A 20574-nucleotide genomic window follows, 5' to 3' on the forward strand; every position below is an offset into this window, starting at 1 on the left:
CGCACCCATGTGGGTGCCGCCCCCGCCGGTCGAGTAGCCTGGGGCGGTGTTCAACTCTCTCTCGGATCGACTGACCGCAACGTTCACGAATCTGCGCGGGCGCGGCCGTGTGTCCGAGAAGGACGTCAACTCGACGATCCGCGACATCCGTATCGCCCTTCTCGACGCCGACGTAGCACTTCCCGTGGTGCGTGCCTTCACCAGCAACGTCCGTGAGCGCGCGCTCGCGGCCGAGGTTAATCAAGCCCTTAACCCGGGCCAGCAGGTTGTGCAGATCGTCCATGATGAGCTGATTGAAATTCTCGGGGCTCAGGCCCGAGGGCTTCAGCTCGCTAAAAACCCACCAACGGTCATCATGCTGGCTGGTTTGCAGGGTGCAGGTAAAACTACTTTGGCGGGCAAGCTGGCGCACTGGCTTAAAGAGCAGGGGCATACGCCGATGCTTGTTGCTGCTGACTTGCAGCGCCCGAATGCGGTGACGCAGCTGGAAATTGTGGGTGAGCGAGCGGGTGTGCCTGTTTTCGCTCCGGAGCGCGGGAACGTTGCTGGCTATGACGCTGCGGTGGAGTACGGCTCTGGTACGCGAGGGTATGGCGACCCTGTGGAGGTTGCGCGCCGTGGCGTTGAGGAAGCTAAGCATCAGCAGCGCGACGTAGTCATTGTTGACACTGCAGGACGTCTCGCTATTGATACTGAGTTGATGGCTCAGGCTCGTGATATTCGCGATGCTATCCAGCCAGATGAGACGTTGTTCGTCGTTGACGCCATGATTGGCCAGGCAGCTGTGGAGACTGCCCAAGCTTTCCTTTCTGGGGTGGACTACACCGGTGTTGTGCTCACCAAAATGGACGGTGACGCGCGTGGTGGTGCAGCGCTGTCGATTCGTTTCCTAACAGGTCGTCCCATCATGTTTGCCTCGACAGGCGAAAACATGACGGACTTTGAGGTTTTTCATCCGGACCGTATGGCCAGCCGGATCCTCGATATGGGAGATGTGCTTACTCTCATTGAGCAGGCGCAGAAGGCGTTTAATGAACGTCAGCAATCCAGCATGGCTCGTAAATTCATCGAAGCTGAGGACTTCACCTTCGATGATTTCTTGGAGCAGATGGCGGGTATCCGCAAGATGGGCTCGCTTAAGAGCTTGCTCAAAATGATGCCCGGTATGAATCAGATGCGTGATCAGCTAGATGCGCTGGATGAGCGAGAGTTCGATCGTGTTGAGGCGATGGTTCGCTCTATGACTCCCTATGAGCGCAGCCACCCGAAGGCTATTAACGGTTCACGGCGTGCACGTATTGCTCGAGGTTCGGGTGTGCATGTATCGGAAGTGAATGGGCTCCTGGAGCGTTTCGGTCAGGCACAAAAGATGATGCGCCAGCTGCGCAATGGTGGCGGCATGCCTGGTATGCCCGGGATGCCTGGTATGCCGGGGGTCGTAGGTGGCGGTAAAGGTAAGAAGAAGGGCAAGGCTGTCAAAGGCAAGTCTGGTAACCCTGCTAAACGTGCTCAGCAAGAGGCTGAGCTCAAAGCTAAGCGTGAAGCTGCCCGTCAGGCTGCTATCGATGCGGCTTTTGGTTGCGGTGCGGACGCTGAGGCGACAACGGGAGTTCCTGGTGGGGCCTTCGGGGCTTTGGGAGGCGCTAAAAAGCAGCCAAGTGCCGAAGAGTTGATGAAGAACTTTGACCCAAACAAACTTCCGAAGAACTTCGGTGACTTTTTGAAGTGATCGGGTGACAACTTTCGCGCAGGCGCTGCTTTTCCCAGAAGAGCGGCGTCTGTGGCGTTGTCAGTGTTTTTTCTGGTCGGACATGGCTGCGCGAATGGCGTCGTCATAGCTGGTGACTCCGCCGGGTGGTGTGCCGAGGTAGTCACGTATGTCATTTTCTTTAGCGATGACGTCGTGGACGAGGCTTCCCATAAGGGGGCGAGCTATTCCTGCGTCGATGGGGGTGACAAGGCCTACCCACCAGCTTGCGATGTCAGGTGTGAGCAGGGGGATGGGGAGCATGATGCGTGGAGTCAGTCCTGCTACGGCTGCGTACCGCTTCATCATGTTTTCGTATGTGAGGATCTCGTCGCAGGCAATGTCGAAGGTGCGGTTTACATCGGAGGGAAGCGTGGCAGCACCGGCGAGGTAGTGCAGTGCATCTTTGATGGCGATGGGTTGGACTTGGTTGCGTAGCCAGTTGGGCACGAGCATGAGCGGGAGTCGTTCAGTGAGGTGTTTAAGCATCTGGTAGGAGACTGATCCTGCTCCGAGGACAACAGCGGCTTGCAGACAGGCTGCAGGGATGGGGGAGTCTAGGAAGATCTGGCCGACTTCAGCGCGGGAGGCCATGTGTTCGCTGAGGCGTTCATGGTCGGGGTGGATTCCGCCGAGGTAGACGATTCGTTTCAGGTGGGCACGTTCTGCAGCGTCGGCGAATGTAGTTGCCATTTTGACTTCTTGGGAACGGAAGTCTTTGGAGGAGTTCATGGAGTGCAACAGGTAGTAGGCGACGTCTGTGTCGGTCAGAGCGCGGTCGAGATCGTGGGGGTTTGCTGCGTCGCCTTCAATGATGGTGATGTCGTTTTTCCAGGGGCGATCATCTAGGGATGAGGCATTGCGGGTGAGCACGTGAACGTGGTGTTTGTGAGCTAAGAGTTTTGGTACGAGTTCACCGCCGATGTAGCCGGATGCGCCGGTGACAAGTACGTGGAGTGGTTGGGTCGTGTTGGTCATGTGGTTCACCTCAGGGTCTGCAGTAGTGGGGGGAGGAGGAAGAGCATGGATCCGGACCAGCAGCAGTGCACGATGATTGGGCCCAGGACTCCTCCGGTGACGCGGCGTTGAAGTCCGGTGATGGTGCCTAGTAGTAGTGCGGCAAGGATGAGTAGAGGGATGCCGGAGGTTGCGGTGACGAGTATGTAGATGATGGTGCTGATGGCGACGGCGTGGCTTCGGGGTAGGGCGTCGTAGAGGGCGCCTCGGAAGTAGAGTTCTTCGCCGATGCCGTTGATGAGGGTGAGGAAGGCAACGATGAGCAGATTGTTGCCGCTGGCGTGGTTGAGCAGGTTGTCGACGGGGTCTCGAAGGGCGGGGATGTGTGCGATGGCTAGCGCACCAGTGAGGAAGAGCGCGATGAGTATGGCGGCTAGGGCGAGGGATTGGGTGATGGGGCTGCCAATGGTTTTTTTGCGTGTCCAGGCGTGTCCGGCGTAGATGGGGCCGGAGATGGCTGCGCCAGCGATCCAGGTGAGGGCTAGTGCGAGGGTTGCCCAGTGGAAGCTTGGATCACCGGGTGGGATACGTAGGCTGATGGCCAGAATGCTGGTGCCTAGTGCCAGGGTGAGGGCCGCGGTGAGGCGTCTGCGGGTGTATGTGGTGGGGGTGGGGTGGGTGTCAGGTACTGGGTTAAGGAGTGCAGCGTCGATGAATCGGCGCAATTCGCCCATGGGGTTCTCTCTTGCGGTGGGGGTCCTGGTGTGTTTTCGAGCGTAGACCTCGCGGGGGGAAGGACTGCGTGTTTCCGTCGGGGTGTCTGTACGCGGGGCCTGTCTAGGTGGGGTAGAGCGTTTTAGGGTGAACTGACGGTATTTTTCAGAAAGTGGGGTTCGGGGATGGCTGTGTCGGTTTTGTGGTTGCGCCGGGATTTGCGGATCGAGGATTTGCCTGCTTTGGGGGCGGCTGCTGAGGCTGCTGCTGGTGGTGTGGTTGTGCCGTTATTTGTTTTAGAAGCGCATTTGTTCGAAGGGTGTGGTGCTGCTCGGTTGGCTGCGCTGAGGGAAGCGTTAGTTTCGGTGCAGGAATCGTATGAGGGCAGGTTGTGCGTGCGTGTGGGGGATGCCGCGCAGGTGGTGCCTGAGGTGGTGCGGGAGGCTGGTGCGAGCAGTGTGCATGTGAGTGGGGAGTCCACGCCGTATGGGAGGGTCCGTGGTAAGCGGGTTTTGGAGGCGTTGGGTGAGGTACCGATGGTTGCGACGGGCACTCCGTATGCGGTTTCGCCAGGCAGGGTTCGCAAGAAGGACGGCACGCCGTACAAGGTGTTTTCGAGTTTTCATTCGGCGTGGCTGGATTGTGGTTGGGATCGCCCTTTTCCGGTGCCGCGAGGGCTTGATCTAGGGCATCGGTTGGAGTCGGATGAGTATGAGGGGCTGTTGGGTGATGGGGATGGGCCTGCGGGGGTTGCTCATCCGGATGGGTGGTTGCAGCGGTGGCGGGAGTTTTTGCAGGAGGGGATTGCTGAGTATGGGGATGAGCGGGATAGGCCGGGTGTTGATGGCACGTCGGGCATGTCTGAGCCGTTGAAGTTTGGTTTGGTGCATCCGCGGACGTTGCTGGCTGATGTGGCTGATTGTGCGGCTGCCGGTAGCGAGGGTGCGAGGACGTTTGTGAAGGAGCTTGCGTGGCGTGAGTTTTATGCGGATGTGTTGTGGCATAACCCAGATTCGGCGTGGCATGACCTGGGGGATGGGTTGGCTGGGATGGAGTACGCGGATCCGCAGAAAGACGCGGTGACGGCGGAGTTGTTTGAGGCGTGGAAGGAGGGGGTTACGGGGTATCCGATTGTGGATGCGGGGATGCGGCAGTTGCGTGCGACAGGGTGGATGCACAATCGGGTTCGGATGATCACTGCGTCGTTCTTGACGAAGGATTTGCACGTGTGGTGGCCCTATGGTGCGCGTTTTTTCTTGGAGCATCTGCGTGATGGGGATGTTGCTTCAAATAATCATGGTTGGCAGTGGGTTGCGGGTACTGGCACTGATGCGGCGCCGTATTTTCGGGTGTTTAATCCGGTGAGGCAGGGGGAGAAGTTTGATCCGGATGGTTCGTATGTGCGTCAGTGGGTTCCTGAGTTGGCGCATGTGTCGGGTGGGGCTGTGCATATGCCGTGGAAAGCGCCGGATGGGTATGCCTGTGGCTATCCGTTGCCGGTGGTGGATCATGCGCAGGAGCGTGTTGAGGCGTTGCGCCGGTATGAGGCTGCGCGTCGTTGAGGGGGTGAGTTGTGTTGGGGAGCGGTAGTTTCGTTGTATGAGCATGCGTGGTGTGGGGCAGGAGTGTCAGGGGCGAGTTCTTCATCTGACGGGGCGTATTAATGTTTCGGCAGATGATGTGCGTGATGAGGTGTGGGTGGTTGGTGGGCGGATTACGTTTACGCGGCCTGTGGGGGTGGAGGTGGAGCGTATTTCAGGGCATGTATTGCCTGGCTTGGTGGATGCGCATTGTCATGTGGGGTTGGAGTCGCAGGGGGCGGTTGAGCGGGGGCGTGCGTTAGAGCATGCGTTGGCTGAGCGTGATGCGGGGGTGCTGCTCATTCGGGATGCGGGTAGTCCTGCGGATACGCGGTGGTTGGATGAGCGTGGTGATCTGCCTCGGATTGTTCGGGCGGGGCGTCATATTGCGCGGACGAAGCGGTATATCCGCAATTATGCGCATGAGGTGGAGCCGGAGTTGTTGGTGGAGTGTGTTCGTGGTGAGGCGCGTCGTGGTGATGGGTGGGTGAAGTTGGTGGGGGATTGGATTGATCGTCAGCGGGGTGATTTGTCGCCATGTTGGCCTGTAGAGGTGCTTGGTGAGGCTGTGGAGGTGGCTCATGCGGAGGGTGCGCGGGTGACGGCGCATTGTTTTGCTGAGCAGTCGTTGCGTGATTGTGTGACGGCAGGGGTTGATTGTGTTGAGCATGCGACGGGGCTTGTTGCTGACACGATTGAGGCGTTTGCTCGGGCTGGTGTCGCGATTGTGCCGACGTTGGTGAATATTGCGAATTTTCCTGATTTTGCTAGGGCTGGTCGGGCGAAGTTTCCTTCGTATGCAGCGCATATGTTGGATCTTTATGGGCGTCGTTATGAGACGGTGAGCGCTGCGCATGAGGCGGGAGTGGCGATTTATGCGGGTACGGATGCTGGTGGTCGGGTGCCGCATGGTTTGTTGGCGTTAGAGGTCGTTGAGTTGGCCAAGACGCGGCTGGGCAATGTTGGTGCGGTTGGTGCGGCGTCGTGGGCTGCGAGGTCGTGGTTGGGCTATCCGGGTATTGAGGAGGGTGCGCCGGCGGATCTTGTTGTTTATCTGGATGATCCGCGTGAGGATGTGCGGGTGTTGGTGAGGCCGCATTGCACTGTTTTGGGTGGGGTGGTGTGGTGATGTCGGGGCATTCGGCGAATCGTCCGGGGTGGGTTTCGCCGCCGGTTCGGAGGGTTTCTGGTGTGGTGAGGGAGCCGTTGACTGCTTGGGGTGAGCGGGTGTGGGTGGCTCCGGTGTGTGCGGATGATCTTGAGCCGTATGGGCGTGCTTTGGCGTTGTCTGCGGATCGGATTCGGGTGTGGAATCCGGTGGATCCGCGTGACTTGGAGACGCATTTGCGGTTTCAGACGAGTGCCCACCGGACGTTTGTGATTCATGCGGTGGAGCCGATTGCTGATGCAGGGCATGACATTGTCGGGGTGGTGAATGTGACGGGGGTGGTGCGCGGTCGTGCGATGAGTGCTGCGGTGGGGTACAACGCTTATGACCCGTATCAGGGTAGGGGTTTGTTTGCTGAGGGGTTTCGGTTGGTTGTTGATGTGGTGTTTGAGGCGGAACCTTTGGGGATGGGTTTGCATCGGGTGGAGGCGTCTGTGCAGCCGGGGAATGTGCGTTCGGCTGGTTTGTTGCGGTCGGTGGGGTTTCGGCGGAGGGGTTTTTGGCCTGCATATTTGTGGTTGGGGGATGAGCGTGGTGTGCATGCGTGGCGGGATCATGAGACGTATGGGATGACGGTTGAAGAGTGGCCTGCGGTGCCGTTTTCGGTGGGGTCAGTGCCTTCTCCGGTGGTTGTGGTTGGTCCGCAGTGGGGGGATGCGGGGGTTGAGTTGGCGGTGCAGTTAGAGGTGCCTTTTATTGCTGCAGGGGTGGTTGAGGCGTTGGGTGATGAGGGTTTAGGTGCGTTGTTGAGGGGTGTTCGGGGGGCGGTGATTGAGTTGCCGCGTCCTACCGATGAGGGGCAGGTGCGTCGTGTTGAGGTGGCGATGAGGTTGGCGGGTGCTGATGTGGGTGCTGAGTTGACTGTTGCTGGTGATGTTGCGCCGGTGGGGCGGCATCGTGTGGTGGCCTTGGCTTTGCGTGCGCGTTCTGAGGCGCATGCTGCGGTTAGGGGGGTTCGCCCTGTTTGAATGGGGTTTTGGCATGTCGTGGTTTGGCGATGTGTTGGTTGGGTCTTTTGTCTGGCAGAATGGTGGGCTGTACCCGCCCGGTCCAGGCCGCTCTCCGTGTCGCGCTTTAGTGTGATGTTCGGATCGACTGCGCCGGGATTTCGGGCGCCTACACCCGAGGCGCGATACCCCGGATTTGTTCTGGTCCGGTCTCGCCGTGCCTCACGAGAGAGTTAAGGAAGTGACACCCTCGTGGCAGTCAAGATCCGTTTGAAGCGTATGGGTAAGATCCGCACCCCGTTCTACCGCGTTGTAGTGATGGACTCGCGCACTAAGCGCGATGGTCGCGCGATCGAAGAGATCGGTGTTTACCACCCCACGAAGCAGCCTTCTGTGATTGAGATCGACTCTGAGCGCGCGCAGTACTGGCTGGGTGTTGGCGCTAAGCCGACGGAGCAGGTTGAGGCCTTGTTGAAGGTCACTGGTGACTGGCAGAAGTTCAAGGGCGAGGAAGGTGCTGAGGGCACCTACAAGACGGCTGAGCCGAAGCCCTCGAAGAAGGAGCTTTACGAAGCTGCTCTTGCTGCTGCTGACCAGGCTGACGAGAAGTTCGCGAAGAACCCTCCGAAGAAGAAGTCTGAGCTGCGTGCTGAGAAGGAAGCCGCTGCGGCTGCGGAGTCTGCTCAGGATGAGGCTCCGGCTGAAGAAGCAGAGAAGGACGAGGCCTGATCGTGCTTGAGGAAGCCCTCGAACACCTGGTCAAGGGCATCGTCGAGAACGACGAGGACGTCGTGGTTCGTAAGCGCCCTAATCGTCGTGGTGACGTGCTCGAGGTTCGCGTTCATCCCGAGGATTTGGGTCGCGTGATCGGCCGTTCTGGTCGTACGGCGAATGCGCTGCGTACGGTAGTCACCGCTTTGGCTGGTGGCCGTCAGGTTCGTGTCGACATTGTTGATACGGACCGCGAGTCCTAAGTTGTAGACGTTTGATTGACGGCGCTCCCGCGTTTGCGGGGGCGCCGTCGTCGTAGTGCAAGGGTTGTTGTTGAGGGAGGCGGGCAGGTATGCAGGTTCGGGTGGCGCGGATTGGTAAGCCGCATGGTTTGCGGGGTGAAGCGACGGTGCAGTTGTTTACTGACTCACCGGAAGAACGTTTTGTTCCTGGGGCGAAGTTTGTGACGGAGCCGGTAGATGCCGGGCCATTGACGGTACGTAGCGCGCGAGTGCACAAGGGGATTTGGCTGCTGGGTTTTGAGGAGGCGGCTGACCGTAGCGCGGTGGAGTTGTTGCGTGATGTGCGGCTGTTCGTTGATGCCGGGGCAGAAGACGAAGATGAGGTGGATGAAGGTGTAGAGGATGGTTTTTATGAGGCAGATTTGCTGGGGCTGTCAGTAGAGACTGTTAGCGGTGAGCAGGTTGGGGTGGTCAGTGCGCTCTATACGCGTCCGGCGCAGGATTTGTTAGAGGTCTCGTTGGCTGACGGTGGGCAAGCGTTGGTTCCGTTTGTTGATGAGCTTGTGCCTGAGGTGGATTTGGCGGGTGGTCGTGTGGTGATTGATCCGCCTGTGGGGTTGTTGGAGCTGGGGCGTGAGCAGGATGGGGAGTAGTTGTGCGTATTGATGTCGTGACGATTTTTCCGGAGTACTTGGCGCCGCTTGATTTGTCGTTGATTGGTAAGGCACGGCGTGAGGGGTTGGTAGATCTGCGGGCCCATGATTTACGGGAGGTGACTACTGATCGGCATCACACCGTTGATGACACTCCTTATGGAGGTGGCGCTGGGATGGTGATGAAGCCGGATGTGTGGGGTCAGGCTTTGGATCGGATTCTTGCTGAGGCGGCCTCAACTGATGGGGAGGGTAAGCATCCTCGGTTGATCGTTCCTGGTCCTGGTGGTGTTCCTTTTTCGCAGGCCTTGGCGCATGAGTTGGCCAGCGAGGATCATTTGGTCTTTGCGTGTGGGCGTTATGAGGGCATCGATGAGCGTGTGTATGAGTATGCGCGGGGTGCCTTTGATGGTCGGGTGGACATTGTGTCGTTGGGGGATTATGTCCTCAATGGTGGTGAGGTGGCAGTGCTGACGATGACAGAGGCAGTGGTGCGGCTGTTGCCTGGTGTGGTAGGTAATGCTGAGTCTTTGGTGGAGGAGTCGCATGAGGATGGGTTGCTTGAGTATCCGGTGTATACGAAGCCGGCGACGTGGCGTGGCATGTCTGTTCCTGATGTGTTGCTTTCTGGTGACCATGGCCGTATTGCGCAGTGGCGGCATGAGCAGCGTTTGATGCGTACGTGGTTGCGTCGCCCGGATTTGTTGCCGGCTTCTGCGGTGCCGGAGGTAGTTGCTGGTGGTTTGGAGGCAGCAATTAGTGTTGCTGTTCCGGGGGATGCGGGTGAGTTGTTTACTTTGGTCAAAGCGGTTGCGCCTTCAATGGCGGATTCTTTGGTTGATGGTCAGGGTGGGGCAGTGACGCATGTGTGTCGCCTTGGTGGGCGTTTGGTGGGGATGGTGCGCCATCGGCGTGTGTGTGATGAGGCGGGTGTGGCTGTCGCGCGGGAAATTGAGGTGTTGGCAGTGGTTCCTGACTTGGTTCGGCGCGGGATAGGCAGGGCTCTTTTGCAGGTGGCTACTGGTGGTGATGGTCGGCGTTTGCCTGTGCGTTTGCCTGGTCAGGTGGAAGATGTCCAGAGGGTCTCTGCTTTTATGCGGGCTTGTGGGTATCGTCCGGGGCGCAGGGCAGGAGAGTGGAGTCGTAAGAAGTAGGGAACAAGCGTGTGGCGAATGCTGAAGAGGGTCGGTCACACGCTTGTTTTGGGTTTAGAAGATGGGTTTTCCGCCGGTTACTCCGATGACGGTGCCAGTGACGTAGGACGCTTCGGCGGGGCTGGCCAGGAAGACGAAAGCGCCGGCACACTCTACGGGTTGTCCGCCTCGCCCTAGAGGGGTGTCTGTGCCGAAGGTTGGCATGGAGTCGCCGCCTTTGGTGGCTGGTTGTAGTGGTGTCCAGATGGGCCCGGGGGCGACGGCGTTGACACGGATTCCGCGGGGGCCGAGTTCGGCAGCGAGGTTGGCGGTGAAATTGTTAATGGCGGCTTTGGTTGCTGCGTAGTCGATGAGGGATACGGATGGGTCGTATGCCTGGATTGAGCTGACGTTGATGATGCTTGCGCCGCGGCTGAGGTGGGGGAGGGCTTGCTGGCAGATCCAGAACAGGGCGTAGAGGTTGGTTTTCATGACTTGATCGAGTTCGTCGGTAGTGACCGAAGGTAGTCCTTCTTCGCGACGTGCCCATTGGAATCCGGCGTTGTTGACGATGATGTCGAGGCCGTTGAGTTGTGTTGCTGCGTCTTCGACGATGCGGCGTGCGGTGGTTTCGTCTTGGAGGTCTCCCGGTAGGAGGGCGCAGGTGCGGTTTTCGCGCTCGACCCAGGTGCGGACGTCTTGGGCGTCTTCTTCTTCGCTGGGGAGGTAGTTGATGGCTATGTCGGCGCCTTCGCGGGCGAATGCGATTGCTACGGCTCGGCCGATGCCTGAGTCGCCGCCAGTGATGAAGGCTTTGAGTCCAGTGAGTCTTCCGTGGCCGACCCAGGTTTTTTCGCCGTGGTCGGGCAGGGGGTTCATTGCTTTGGTGTGTCCAGGGTGTTGCTGTTCTTGGGCGGGGAATCCGCCGTTTGGGGAGGCAAGCTGGCGGGCGGTTTTGTCGATGGCGTAGAGGTCGCTCATATCTCGATCCTGGCGAGATAGTTGGTGTCTTTCTACCTCCTTAGGGGGTGAGTCTTTTTGTGTAGCAAATGATGTGGTTTTAGATGCTGGTCCGTATGGTCTGAGGCTGCATGCCGTTTTGGATTCCCCACAACACGGCTTGTGAACGACGTTCTACACCCATTTTTCGGTATGCGGATCGGATGTAGGACTTCACTGAGTTAATGGATAGGTAGCAGGATTGGGCGATTTGGTCGTTGGTGAACCCTTGGGTGATCAGGGCGACTACTTCTGCTTCCCGGGGAGAAAGGCCAGCTGTTTGACCTGGCCATTTCTTGACGCCAGGTGTTGTGTGGTCGGGTGCTTGGATGTGGGTGTGTTTGCCGGTGTGGATGCTGATGAGTGCGTCGGCGAGCTGTTCAGCGCTTATGCGTTTGTCGAGGAAACCTGCGGCGCCTAGGGCCATGGCTTGGCGGGCGTGGGCATCTTGTGGGTCCCAGGAGTAAATGATGACTTTGCCGATGTAGGGGGCTTCGAGAAGGGGAATGACGTCGTTTTCGAGGTGGTCTCCGGCTGCGAAGGTGTCGAAGAGGGCAATGTCGACCCGGGAGCGGGGAGTGGTGTTGGCGGCGTGTTCGACCACTGTGATGCGCGGGTCACTGGCGAGTAAGTGGGCTACGCCCGCGACAACGATGGGGTAGTCGTTGACGACGGCGACAGTGATGGGAGTGGTGGGGTCTTTCACGAAAATCAGCATAATGTCCGCTTGGTCTAATCATTTGTTGATGAGTAGGTTCGTGGCGCGGTGATTCTGTAGTGACCTGCCTCACATGCAAGCTGAAGTGATGCGCTGGTGAGGTGTAGCGCACACCTGACAGAATGCGCTTATGACCTGGCCTGTCCCTGCGCGTGCGCTGCGAGCGTGTGGTGTGGCTTCGTCGACCACGTTTATGGCGCTGTTTATGCACGCATTTGCTGGGGGTGGCGTGCCGCCTGTGCTCGTGGTGGTGGTGACATGGCTGTGCGGTTTCCTCATTGCTATGCCGCTTGTGGGGCGGTGGCGTGCGTGGTGGAGTGTTGCTGTTCCGGTGTTGGTGGGCCAATTCGCTTTTCACCTGTTTTTTGAGTTGGGTGCGTTAGTAGGCGCTGCTCAGGAGGCTGGTACTGCTGCTGGGAAGGGTTATGCAGCGTCAGCGTGGATGAAGGCCGCAGATCTTCATGCTTTGTGCGCTTTGACGCGTAGTGGTTCTGATGCTGCTGCGTTACGGGGGCAGCTGCATCATGGTGCTGTTGTCTCTAGCTCGGGGGATGTTTGGGGCGTTATGTCCTTGTCGCCGTTGATGGTGGCTGGGCATGTGTTTGCTGCTGCGGTATGTGTGGTGTTGGTCCGTAGCGGTGAAGAGTTGTTGATTCGTTTGCTGGAGTTGGGCGGCACTGTTCTTGACGCGTTGCGTCCGGTGCTGTGCGTTGCGTGCCCAGTGTTGATGCCAGCGGCTGTGAGAGTGGCTGTGGGTAGCGCCGCGGTCAAAGCTGTGATGTTGCGGGAGTACTTGGCTGCGTGCCTTGTTCGTCGTGGTCCGCCGATCTGTGTGTGAAGAGAGAGGCTTCGTATATGGCCTCTCGGTATGCAAATCACTGCACATTCCCTCGGGGGCTGAGGTCCCCGGTCAAGAGGTAAGCCTCTTTGACCAGCCAGAAAGGCATAGTTCATGACTACTTTTTCTTTGTCTCGTTCGCGCAAAATTTCTCGCCGTGGAACTACTACCATCGCGGTCCTGGCTGCTGCGGTGCTTCTTACGGCGTGTGGAGGTGGTGGGGACCATAGCTCCAATCACGGTGCTGCGCAAACGACGCAGGCGAACGAGTCCAGCCCCATCAATGCGCACGATCCGTGGGTGAAAGCGGCAGCTTCGGGAAATTCGGCTCTTTTTGGAACGCTTGCCAACAACAGCGATAAGGACATCACCATCACTGCGGTGAGCAGCCCTGCAGCTGGGTCAGTGCAAATGCATGAGACGAAGAAGGACGCTTCGGGCGCCATGGTGATGAGTGAGGTCAAGGGCGGTTTTAAGATTCCTGCGCATGGTCAGCATGAGCTCAAACCCGGTGGTGACCACATCATGTTGATGGGGTTGAAGGGGGCGTTGAAGGCAGGTGAGCAGGTCGAGTTCACTGCAATGACCAGCGATGGCGGTTCTTTCAAAGTTACTGCGCCAGTGAAGGATTTCAGCGGCGCGAATGAGAACTATGACCACGGTACGGCATCCCCGACCGACCACGACCATGGCGATCATGACCACAGCGGTCATGACCATGGCGATGGCAAGCATGAGGGCCATGACCACATGCACGGATCTGGGAAAGCTGCTTCCTCGGCGGCGCATTCGTGACGGACGAAGAGTTTGGTGTGACTCCTTCCCGGCGTTCGTTCCTCTCAACGGGAGCGATCGCCGGGTGGGGGGCGGCGACAGCTTTTGGGCTTGCCGGGCTTGCCCGAGCTGAGGCAGGGGGCCAGCGGGCAGATAATCGCCCAGACCAGGCCATCCCTGCTACTGATACCCCGCATGGAGGGGACACGATTGCGTTTTATGGCGAGCATCAGCCGGGGGTGGATACTCCGGCACAGGCTCACGCCAATTTTGTGGCGCTTGAACTCGATGACGACATTGATAAGGAAGGGTTGCGCCGTCTCATGCGCATCCTGACTGATGATGCGGCTCGTCTTATGGCAGGGCGAGGTGCGTTAGCTGACAGCGAGCCGGAATTAGCTGCCTTTCCTTCGCGGTTGTCAGTGACGTTTGGGTTTGGTCCTGAGTTTGTGCGCCGCGCTGGAGGGCAGGGGCCTGGTTGGTTGCGTCCTTTGCCGAAGTTCAAGGTGGATCGGCTTGAACCTGAGTGGAGCGGTGGGGATCTTTTTCTCACGATTGGGTCTGATGATCCGACGGCTCTTTCGCACGCTACGCGCATGCTCCTGAAAGACACACGGAGTTTCGCGACAGTGAAGTGGAATCAACCGGGGTTTCGGCATGCGCGTGACACGCTGGCACCTGGTACGACGATGCGTAACTTGTTTGGCCAGGTCGATGGCACGGTGAACGCTTCTGCGGGAACACCTGAGTTTGCGCGTCAGGTGTGGATCCCAACAGGTCCGTTTGCGGGTGGGACGGGCGTTGTTGTTCGTCGCATCCGCATGGATTTGGATACGTGGGATGAGGTTGATCCTGCGGCCCGGGAGCACAGTATTGGTCGTCGTATCGATAATGGTGCGCCTTTGACGGGCAAGCATGAGCAGGATGAGCCAGATTTCGCGGCTGTTACCGAGAGTGGGTTTCCTGTTATCTCGCAGTTCGCGCATATGCGCCGGGCTCGCAGCGATGATCCACGTCACAAAATTGTGCGTCGTGGCTATAGCTATGAGGTCCCAGTGCTGGCAGGGCAGAAGGATGCTTCTGGAATTGGCACGGATGCTGGGCTCATTTTTGTTGCCTACGCCGCAGATGTGGATGCGCAGTTCGTTCCTATCCAGCGCCGTTTGGATGAGGCAGATTTGTTGAATACGTGGACTACGCCGATTGGTTCTGCTGTTTTTGTTATCCCGCCTGGGTGCAAAAAGGGTGGTTATATTGGCGAAACCTTGCTCGAGTAGCTCCGTGATTTTCCGAGGAGTCGGCTCGTCTGGCAAACTTGTCTCCTGTAGAGCGTCTCAAAGCCCCTGCCGCAGGGGGAGTGGGGTGCGGGTCACATTGTGACTGCGGATCCCCATGAGGCTGGGATGCTCCCACCAATCTGTTTATTGAGGTCTTTGTGGCCTTGTGAGAACTGTTGCAGCCTGCGGTGCAGCGAGGAGAATTTGATGCAGAAGCTCGATGTAGTTGATGCCGCTAGCCTTCGTGATGACATCCCTGAGTTCCGCGCCGGTGACACAGTCAAGGTTCACGTGAAGGTTGTTGAAGGTAACCGCACTCGTGTCCAGGTGTTCCAGGGCGTTGTGATCCGTCGCCACGGTGCCGGTGTTCGCGAGACCTACACCGTTCGTAAGGTCAGCTTCGGTGTTGGTGTGGAGCGTACTTTCCCGGTCCACACTCCTATCGTGGAGAAGATCGAGGTTGTCTCCCGCGGTATCGTGCGTCGCGCCAAGCTGTACTACCTGCGTAACCTGCACGGTAAGGCAGCTAAGATCCGCGAGAAGCGTTGATCACGCGCTGACAGGTTTTAGGTGAGGGGGCCGCGGGCGAGGTTTCGCTCGCGGCCCCATTGCATGCCCGGCCGTGAACCCTTTGGGCGGGATCTTCGTTTACTGCTAGAGATATCAATGCAGGTGTTTATCTGCGGCTTCGTGGGCTGCCCACAGATATACGGGGTACGGTTCCAGCAGGCCAATTGCGTCGATGGGCGCAGATCGGGGACACAACGACGATGAGTAATACGCACAATTCGCCAGAACATGGTGGCGAGACCGGCGCGCGAGGGGATAACCGCGGTTTTCGGCGTAGGCCAAACCGCTCGTCATCTCCTGGCGGAGGCAACAGCACGAGTGTGCTGGGGTCAATGTGGGCGTTTGTGCGTGAACTAGTGATCATTGTCGTTTTTGCCTTGATCATCTCGTTCATCGTGAAGACATGGCTGCTGCAGTCTTTCTATATCCCTTCCGGATCCATGCGTAACACCTTGATTGAGGATGATCGTGTGGTGGTCTCGAAGCTGACGCCAGACCTTTTCGATATCAAGCGTGGCGACATCGTGGTGTTCGAGGATCCAGGTGGCTGGTTGCCGCCGTCGATGCCGCGTCCACGTTCCGGGGTGGCCAAGGTGCTCAGTTGGGTGGGGGTTCTTCCTGAGGATGAAGGGAACCACTTGATTAAGCGTGTCGTGGGGCTTCCTGGCGATCACGTGGAGTGCTGCACAGCGGATGGAAAGCTGACTGTTAATGGTCAACCGATCGACGAACCGTATGTTTTCCCTGGTACGCCGCCCAGTAGTGTCACTTTTAACATCACTGTTCCGCCTGGAAAATTGTGGGTGATGGGTGACAATCGTGACCATTCGAGTGACTCGCGATTCCATGACAAGCCTTCGAGTAATGGGACGGAAGGGTCCGTCCCGATCGCTAATGTTGTGGGCCGGGCATTTGCTGTGATCTGGCCGCTGAACCGTGCGACGTGGTTGAGCGATTATCCGCAAGTTTTTTCGAAAGTGCCTAACGCATCACAAAATCCGTCAAAAAGGTCGTCTGCGGTGAAGGAAGAGAAGGGTTCGCATAGCGCTCCGCTGGGTACCGGAAGCACCCCGCATGCTTCCGCCGTACGGTGACAAGGCTGACTTCGCCAGCTCCTACGTTGCGTCTCGAACGATCGCAGATGAGGCAGGGTGCTGCGCTCGTTGCTGGAATGGATGAGGTCGGTCGCGGCGCTTTGGCTGGTCCGGTCAGCGTTGGTGTGTGTGTCGTAGATGCCAATACACGCAGCGCCCCGGTTGGTTTGCGTGATTCCAAGCTCATCTCTCCAACGGTTCGTGAACGTCTTGTCGAACCTATTCACCGTTGGGCTTGCGCATGGGCAGTAGGGCATGCAGAGCCAGAAGAGATAGATGAGCACGGGATCATGGCTGCGTTGCGGCTAGCTGGTCGGCGAGCACTTACTGCTTGTGGCGTGATTCCGGATGTGGTGATTCTGGACGGCAAGCACGACTGGTTGACCGATCCTTCTACCGTGGGTCTTTTTGCTGCGCTTCCTACAGATGTTGAGGATGCCAGCGTATGTAGGTCTGTGCCCCCGGTTGTGACGGTGGTGAAAGGGGATCGGACGTGCTCTTCAGTGGCCGCTGCAAGTGTGTTGGCCAAGGTAGAGCGTGACGGCATCATGGTTGAGCGTTCCGCCAAGCATCCTGTGTATGGCTGGGATGTGAACAAGGGGTATGCCAGTGCGGCGCATCGTGCTGCGTTGGGTCGTATGGGTGTCTCTGAGCAGCACAGGCGTTCGTGGAACCTGGGCACATGTCCCACAGGTGTGGTGGGATCAGATGGGGCAGTCGTGCCTGAAGGGCAGACCAGCGTTGCTGGGTGTGGCACACTCCCACAGCGGGGCGCACAGTCGCCGGATCACACGTGAAGAAAGGTGAGTGCGCATGAGCGCCGAGGATCTCGAGAAGTACGAGACCGACATGGAGCTGCAGCTCTACCGTGAATACAGGGACGTTGTCGGGCTGTTTTCCCACGTCGTGGAAACCGAGCGTCGTTTTTACCTGTGTAACTCGGTGGATGTGAAAGTACGTAGCGATGGCGGCGAGGTTTATTTCGATGTCTCGATGAGCGATGCATGGGTGTGGGATGTTTACCGCCCGGCACGGTTCGTCAAAAACGTCCGTGTAGTGACGTTTAAAGATGTGAACATCGAGGAACTTGCAAAGAATGACCTCGAAATCGCAGACGAAGATTTCGGCGCCTGAACTCGTTTCACGGGGGTGTCTGTCCCCAACCTGTTCACCTGTCCCCAAGGCACATCTGAGGTCAGCGGAACCACTGCCTGAGTCGTGAGGCTGTCAGGTGGAGGTGATCCAGATGGGATCAATCGCTGCCCGCAGTCGGCGGGCATTGGGGGCCTACGGTGAAGAGCTCGCGGCCCAGCGCCTGGTGTCTGCAGGCATGGAAATTCTGGCGCGTAACTGGAGATGCAGTGCTGGCGAGGTTGATGTCGTTGCGCTCGATGGCAAAACGCTTGTCATCGTTGAAGTAAAGACACGGCGAAGTACGCGGTTTGGATCGCCGATTGAGGCCGTAAACGCAGAAAAGCTCGCTCGGCTCAGGCGTTTAGCGTCGGCCTGGTTTGCAGAGCATCCGAGTGGTCGAGGCGCTCGTCGTTTTATTCGCTCGGTGCGTATCGATGTCGTTGCGATTTGGATGAATGATTCAGGTCCTGCACGTATCGAACACCTGGTTGGTGTGTCATGACTGGCCTGGGAAGAACGTGTTCAGGGACGCTGTTGGGGCTTTCCGGGGCTTTGATCCAGGTCGAGGCGGATGTTTCGCCAGGGTTACCAACTTTTTTAGTCAGTGGCATGCCGGATGCTGCCTGCCGTCAAGCTACTGAACGGGTCAAGGCTGCCGTTATCCATTCGGGGTTTCCTCGCTTGGATTGTCGAGTAGTTGTGAACCTTTCCCCCGCGTCACTACCCAAAACCGGGGCTGGTTTTGATTTGGCAATTGCCATGGCTGTATTGGCTTCGCAGGAGGCGCTACCCCCCGAAACCATTGATCGAGTTCTTCACATCGGAGAACTTGGTCTTGATGGGTCGTTGAAACCCATATCGGGGGTGCTTCCTCTCGTGCTGGAAGCTGTCGCGCAGGGGTGCACTACGGTGCTTGTTCCGCCAGCGAACGCTGCTGAAGCTGCTCTGGTTAGTGGAGCGCGTGTATTCGCGGTGAGCAGTCTTGCTGAGGCGGTGAAATTCCATCTCGTTGGGCGTACAGGCAATGATGCATGTGCCCAAGCTGGATTTTCACCTGTGCAAGCTGAGGTCAGCAGTGCCTCTGTGTCTGTGTGCAGAAATATGTCTGATGTTGCTGGCCAGGAAGAAGCTCGTTTTGCTCTAGAAGTTGCTGCGGCAGGCGGGCACCATATGGCTCTTGTTGGTCCTCCCGGAGCAGGAAAAACTTTGCTCGCAGAGTGTCTTGCCGGTTTGTTGCCACCTCTGAGCGATGTGCAGGCATTGGAGTCAACGGTTGTGCACAGTGTGTTGGCCAAGCTTGATAATGCTGGTTTGGTCAAACGAGCACCTTTTGTAGCTCCTCACCATGGAGCCTCGGCGACTGCTCTCATCGGAGGTGGTGGCAATGCAGGCGCCGTCCGTCCAGGGCTAATTTCATTGGCGCACAATGGGGTTCTTTTTCTTGATGAAGCGCCTGAAATCAAGCCCTCAGTGTTGCAAGCACTTAGACAGCCCTTGGAATCTGGCGAGATTGTTGTTGCCCGAGCTCGTGGTTCAGCGAGGTTCCCAGCACGCTTCCAGCTCGTCCTTGCTGCTAACCCATGCCCGTGCGGGAATGCCTTCGGTAAAGGTGCTCAATGTCGTTGTTCTTCGAAGGCACAACGAGACTATTTAGGTCGTCTGGCGGGCCCGCTGTTGGATCGTGTTGATGTGCAGCTTCAGGTGCAACGCGTCTCGAGAGCAGCGCTACGAGCGCCACGGGCAGAGAGTTCAGCGGTGATTGCCCAGCGAGTGAAGAAAGCACGAGAAAGACAAAACCATCGATGGGCAAACCAACCGTGGAGCCTTAACGCGCATGTGCCGGGGCCACGTCTTCGTGACGGAGAGTTTCAGCTACCTGCCGCTGCTACCAGTGACATTGACCGTGCACTTGACCGGGGAACACTCACATTACGGGGGTATGACCGCGTTCTGCGTTTGGCTTGGACTGTGGCTGATCTGAGCGAAAAAGATCGCCCAACCCGTGAAGACGTCGGATTAGCACTCGGTCTACGTTCGCGTCTGGGGGCAGCTGCATGAAAAGTTCTAAACGAGCCTCTCTAGAGAGAGTGCAAGCACCCTTGGATGCTGAAGGTATTGCAGCTCGAGTTCTTGGCGTCGACACAGTTACGGATTTCACGGAAGCTGACTCACCCGAAGCTGGACTGGACCGTATGGCGCGAGCTGCATGGACTCGTTTGGCAGAACCGGGGAACGTATGGGCGCATGCTTTGATTCAGCTGCTCGGCCCCGTCCAGGCCCTTGCTGCTGTGGTTACGCGTCATGAGGAAGTAGTTCAACAATTCACTCCTCGGCTCGCTGACCTGAACGTTCTCAGGGATTTCGATATTGCGCGCAGGTACGGTGCACGTCTCATCGTTCCTAGTGATGATGAGTGGCCAAGCGGTCTTGCTGACTTGGAAGTGCCTCCCGTTGCTTTGTGGGCACGAGGACCCCGACAAGCAGCTGAGGCATGCAGCGGATCTGTGGCTATTGTGGGCGCACGCAACTCTACGGATTACGGGATAAATCAGGCGGGCGATCTGGCCTGGTCCCTGGCTGAGCGCGGTCGTACTGTGGTCAGCGGTGCAGCATACGGAATCGACGCTGCAGCACATCACGGCGCCCTTGCAGCACACGGAACAACGGTTGCGGTGTTGGCCTGCGGTATCGACAAGCAGTATCCGGCAGCTAATGCACAGATGCTGGCTGAGATCGCGCAGACCGGACTCATTCTTAGCGAGGTCGCTCCAGGTAGCGCTGCATTAAGAAGTCGCTTCCTGCAACGTAATCGCCTTATCGCGGCTATCTCAGCAGGCACAGTAGTTGTCGAAGCAGGGCTACGGTCTGGGTCGCGAAACACCGTAGGTACTGCTGCTTCCTTGGGGCGTGTCGTCATGGCGTTTCCTGGGCCGGTGACTTCGATGGCCTCGGCGGGATGTCACGTAATGATTCGTGATGGCATGGCCACTCTCGTCACCGATATGGATGAGGTGATCGAACTGATGAGTCCGGTGGGGGAGCAGACTGCAGCAGAAAAGCTAGCTCCTTCTACGGTCATTGACTCACTGGATGCATCGGATGCAGCAGTACACGATGCGCTGTCGGCACGCCCGCGAAGCGTGGGCAAGATCGCCACCATTGTCGGTATGGGCACGCGCGAGGTTCTTACGAGTTTGGGACGACTTGAACTGGAAGGATTCGCCATAAACAGCAACGGTCATTGGCGCCGCTCGACAGGTGGTCGAAGTATCGGATAGCTCGAAAAATCGTGAATATCTAGCGGGTCCGCCTAGCTTT

General features: G+C 58.0%; 22 protein-coding genes. 18 read left to right on the plus strand and 4 right to left on the minus strand.

Annotated elements, in window-relative coordinates; genetic code table 11:
* The first annotated feature begins 46 nt into the window (after window positions 1–46).
* Window positions 47–1729: a signal recognition particle protein gene (gene ffh / locus CKV89_RS05175; RefSeq protein WP_028327004.1), complete on the plus strand. Its 1683-nt coding sequence runs from the start codon at window positions 47–49 to the stop codon at window positions 1727–1729.
* Between the two features lie 60 nt (window positions 1730–1789).
* On the opposite strand, the gene CKV89_RS05180 is transcribed toward ffh, so the two are convergent.
* A complete protein-coding gene (locus tag CKV89_RS05180) occupies window positions 1790–2725 on the minus strand; it encodes an NAD(P)H-binding protein (RefSeq protein ID WP_028327003.1) in 936 nt (311 codons plus the stop codon).
* Between the two features lie 5 nt (window positions 2726–2730).
* A complete protein-coding gene (locus CKV89_RS05185) occupies window positions 2731–3438 on the minus strand; it encodes a CPBP family intramembrane glutamic endopeptidase (protein WP_028327002.1) in 708 nt (235 codons plus the stop codon).
* 165 nt (window positions 3439–3603) lie between these two features.
* Here CKV89_RS05185 and CKV89_RS05190 point away from each other — a divergent pair, with 165 nt between their 5' ends.
* The 7 genes from CKV89_RS05190 to trmD all read left to right on the plus strand — a co-directional run bounded on the left by CKV89_RS05190 (window position 3604) and on the right by trmD (window position 9873).
* Complete coding sequence (locus CKV89_RS05190; protein WP_028327001.1) at window positions 3604–4980, plus strand: cryptochrome/photolyase family protein; 1377 nt, start codon at window positions 3604–3606, stop codon at window positions 4978–4980.
* A gap of 37 nt (window positions 4981–5017) precedes the next feature.
* Window positions 5018–6127: an amidohydrolase family protein gene (locus tag CKV89_RS05195; RefSeq protein ID WP_231935458.1), complete on the plus strand. Its 1110-nt coding sequence runs from the start codon at window positions 5018–5020 to the stop codon at window positions 6125–6127.
* Window positions 6127–7134, plus strand: a complete 1008-nt coding sequence (locus CKV89_RS05200) for a GNAT family N-acetyltransferase (RefSeq protein ID WP_084441012.1) — start codon at window positions 6127–6129, stop codon at window positions 7132–7134. The genes CKV89_RS05195 and CKV89_RS05200 overlap by 1 nt, the downstream gene beginning before the upstream one ends.
* 231 nt (window positions 7135–7365) lie before the next feature.
* Entirely contained in the window at window positions 7366–7842 is a 477-nt protein-coding gene (gene rpsP / locus CKV89_RS05205; protein WP_028326999.1) for a 30S ribosomal protein S16, read from the plus strand.
* 2 nt (window positions 7843–7844) lie between these two features.
* Window positions 7845–8087 (plus strand): RNA-binding protein, encoded by a 243-nt coding sequence (locus CKV89_RS05210; protein WP_028326998.1) that lies wholly within the window; start codon window positions 7845–7847, stop codon window positions 8085–8087.
* A gap of 89 nt (window positions 8088–8176) precedes the next feature.
* Window positions 8177–8719 (plus strand): ribosome maturation factor RimM, encoded by a 543-nt coding sequence (gene rimM, locus CKV89_RS05215; protein WP_028326997.1) that lies wholly within the window; start codon window positions 8177–8179, stop codon window positions 8717–8719.
* Window positions 8720–8721: 2 nt separating this feature from the next.
* The gene (trmD, locus tag CKV89_RS05220; RefSeq protein ID WP_084440969.1) at window positions 8722–9873 is read left to right on the plus strand and encodes a tRNA (guanosine(37)-N1)-methyltransferase TrmD; all 1152 of its coding nucleotides are present in this window, start codon (window positions 8722–8724) and stop codon (window positions 9871–9873) included.
* Window positions 9874–9927: 54 nt separating this feature from the next.
* Here trmD and CKV89_RS05225 read toward each other — a convergent pair whose 3' ends face one another.
* Together CKV89_RS05225 and CKV89_RS05230 are read right to left on the minus strand one after the other, a co-directional pair.
* Window positions 9928–10833, minus strand: a complete 906-nt coding sequence (locus CKV89_RS05225; protein WP_028326995.1) for an SDR family oxidoreductase — start codon at window positions 10831–10833, stop codon at window positions 9928–9930.
* 79 nt (window positions 10834–10912) lie between these two features.
* Entirely contained in the window at window positions 10913–11557 is a 645-nt protein-coding gene (locus tag CKV89_RS05230) for a response regulator transcription factor (RefSeq protein WP_028326994.1), read from the minus strand.
* 142 nt (window positions 11558–11699) lie between these two features.
* Between CKV89_RS05230 and CKV89_RS11795 the strand changes: the two genes are divergently transcribed.
* From CKV89_RS11795 to dprA, 10 genes are all read left to right on the plus strand, one after another.
* Window positions 11700–12407, plus strand: coding sequence for a hypothetical protein (locus CKV89_RS11795; protein WP_154657616.1), 708 nt, complete (start codon window positions 11700–11702; stop codon window positions 12405–12407).
* A 114-nt stretch (window positions 12408–12521) separates the two neighbouring features.
* The gene (locus tag CKV89_RS05240; protein WP_084440968.1) at window positions 12522–13202 is read left to right on the plus strand and encodes a copper chaperone PCu(A)C; all 681 of its coding nucleotides are present in this window, start codon (window positions 12522–12524) and stop codon (window positions 13200–13202) included.
* The gene (locus CKV89_RS05245) at window positions 13199–14458 is read left to right on the plus strand and encodes a Dyp-type peroxidase (RefSeq protein ID WP_028326992.1); all 1260 of its coding nucleotides are present in this window, start codon (window positions 13199–13201) and stop codon (window positions 14456–14458) included. Before CKV89_RS05240 ends, CKV89_RS05245 begins: the two co-directional genes overlap by 4 nt.
* 207 nt (window positions 14459–14665) lie before the next feature.
* Window positions 14666–15007 carry a 50S ribosomal protein L19 gene (gene rplS, locus CKV89_RS05250; RefSeq protein ID WP_028326991.1) on the plus strand — a complete coding sequence of 114 codons (342 nt, stop codon included), beginning with the start codon at window positions 14666–14668 and terminating at the stop codon, window positions 15005–15007.
* A 221-nt stretch (window positions 15008–15228) separates the two neighbouring features.
* Window positions 15229–16122: a signal peptidase I gene (gene lepB / locus CKV89_RS05255; protein WP_084441011.1), complete on the plus strand. Its 894-nt coding sequence runs from the start codon at window positions 15229–15231 to the stop codon at window positions 16120–16122.
* A gap of 47 nt (window positions 16123–16169) precedes the next feature.
* Window positions 16170–16919, plus strand: coding sequence for a ribonuclease HII (locus tag CKV89_RS05260; protein WP_084440967.1), 750 nt, complete (start codon window positions 16170–16172; stop codon window positions 16917–16919).
* Window positions 16920–16935: 16 nt separating this feature from the next.
* Window positions 16936–17256: a DUF2469 domain-containing protein gene (locus CKV89_RS05265; RefSeq protein WP_028326990.1), complete on the plus strand. Its 321-nt coding sequence runs from the start codon at window positions 16936–16938 to the stop codon at window positions 17254–17256.
* Window positions 17257–17368: 112 nt separating this feature from the next.
* Window positions 17369–17758 (plus strand): YraN family protein, encoded by a 390-nt coding sequence (locus CKV89_RS05270; RefSeq protein WP_034401025.1) that lies wholly within the window; start codon window positions 17369–17371, stop codon window positions 17756–17758.
* Entirely contained in the window at window positions 17755–19314 is a 1560-nt protein-coding gene (locus CKV89_RS05275) for a YifB family Mg chelatase-like AAA ATPase (RefSeq protein ID WP_084440966.1), read from the plus strand. The genes CKV89_RS05270 and CKV89_RS05275 overlap by 4 nt, the downstream gene beginning before the upstream one ends.
* Entirely contained in the window at window positions 19311–20534 is a 1224-nt protein-coding gene (gene dprA / locus CKV89_RS05280) for a DNA-processing protein DprA (RefSeq protein WP_197697069.1), read from the plus strand. Before CKV89_RS05275 ends, dprA begins: the two co-directional genes overlap by 4 nt.
* Window positions 20535–20574 lie beyond the last annotated feature (40 nt).

The sequence above is a fragment of the Dermatophilus congolensis genome (genome assembly GCF_900187045.1).
GTDB classification, from domain to species: Bacteria; Actinomycetota; Actinomycetes; order Actinomycetales; family Dermatophilaceae; genus Dermatophilus; species Dermatophilus congolensis.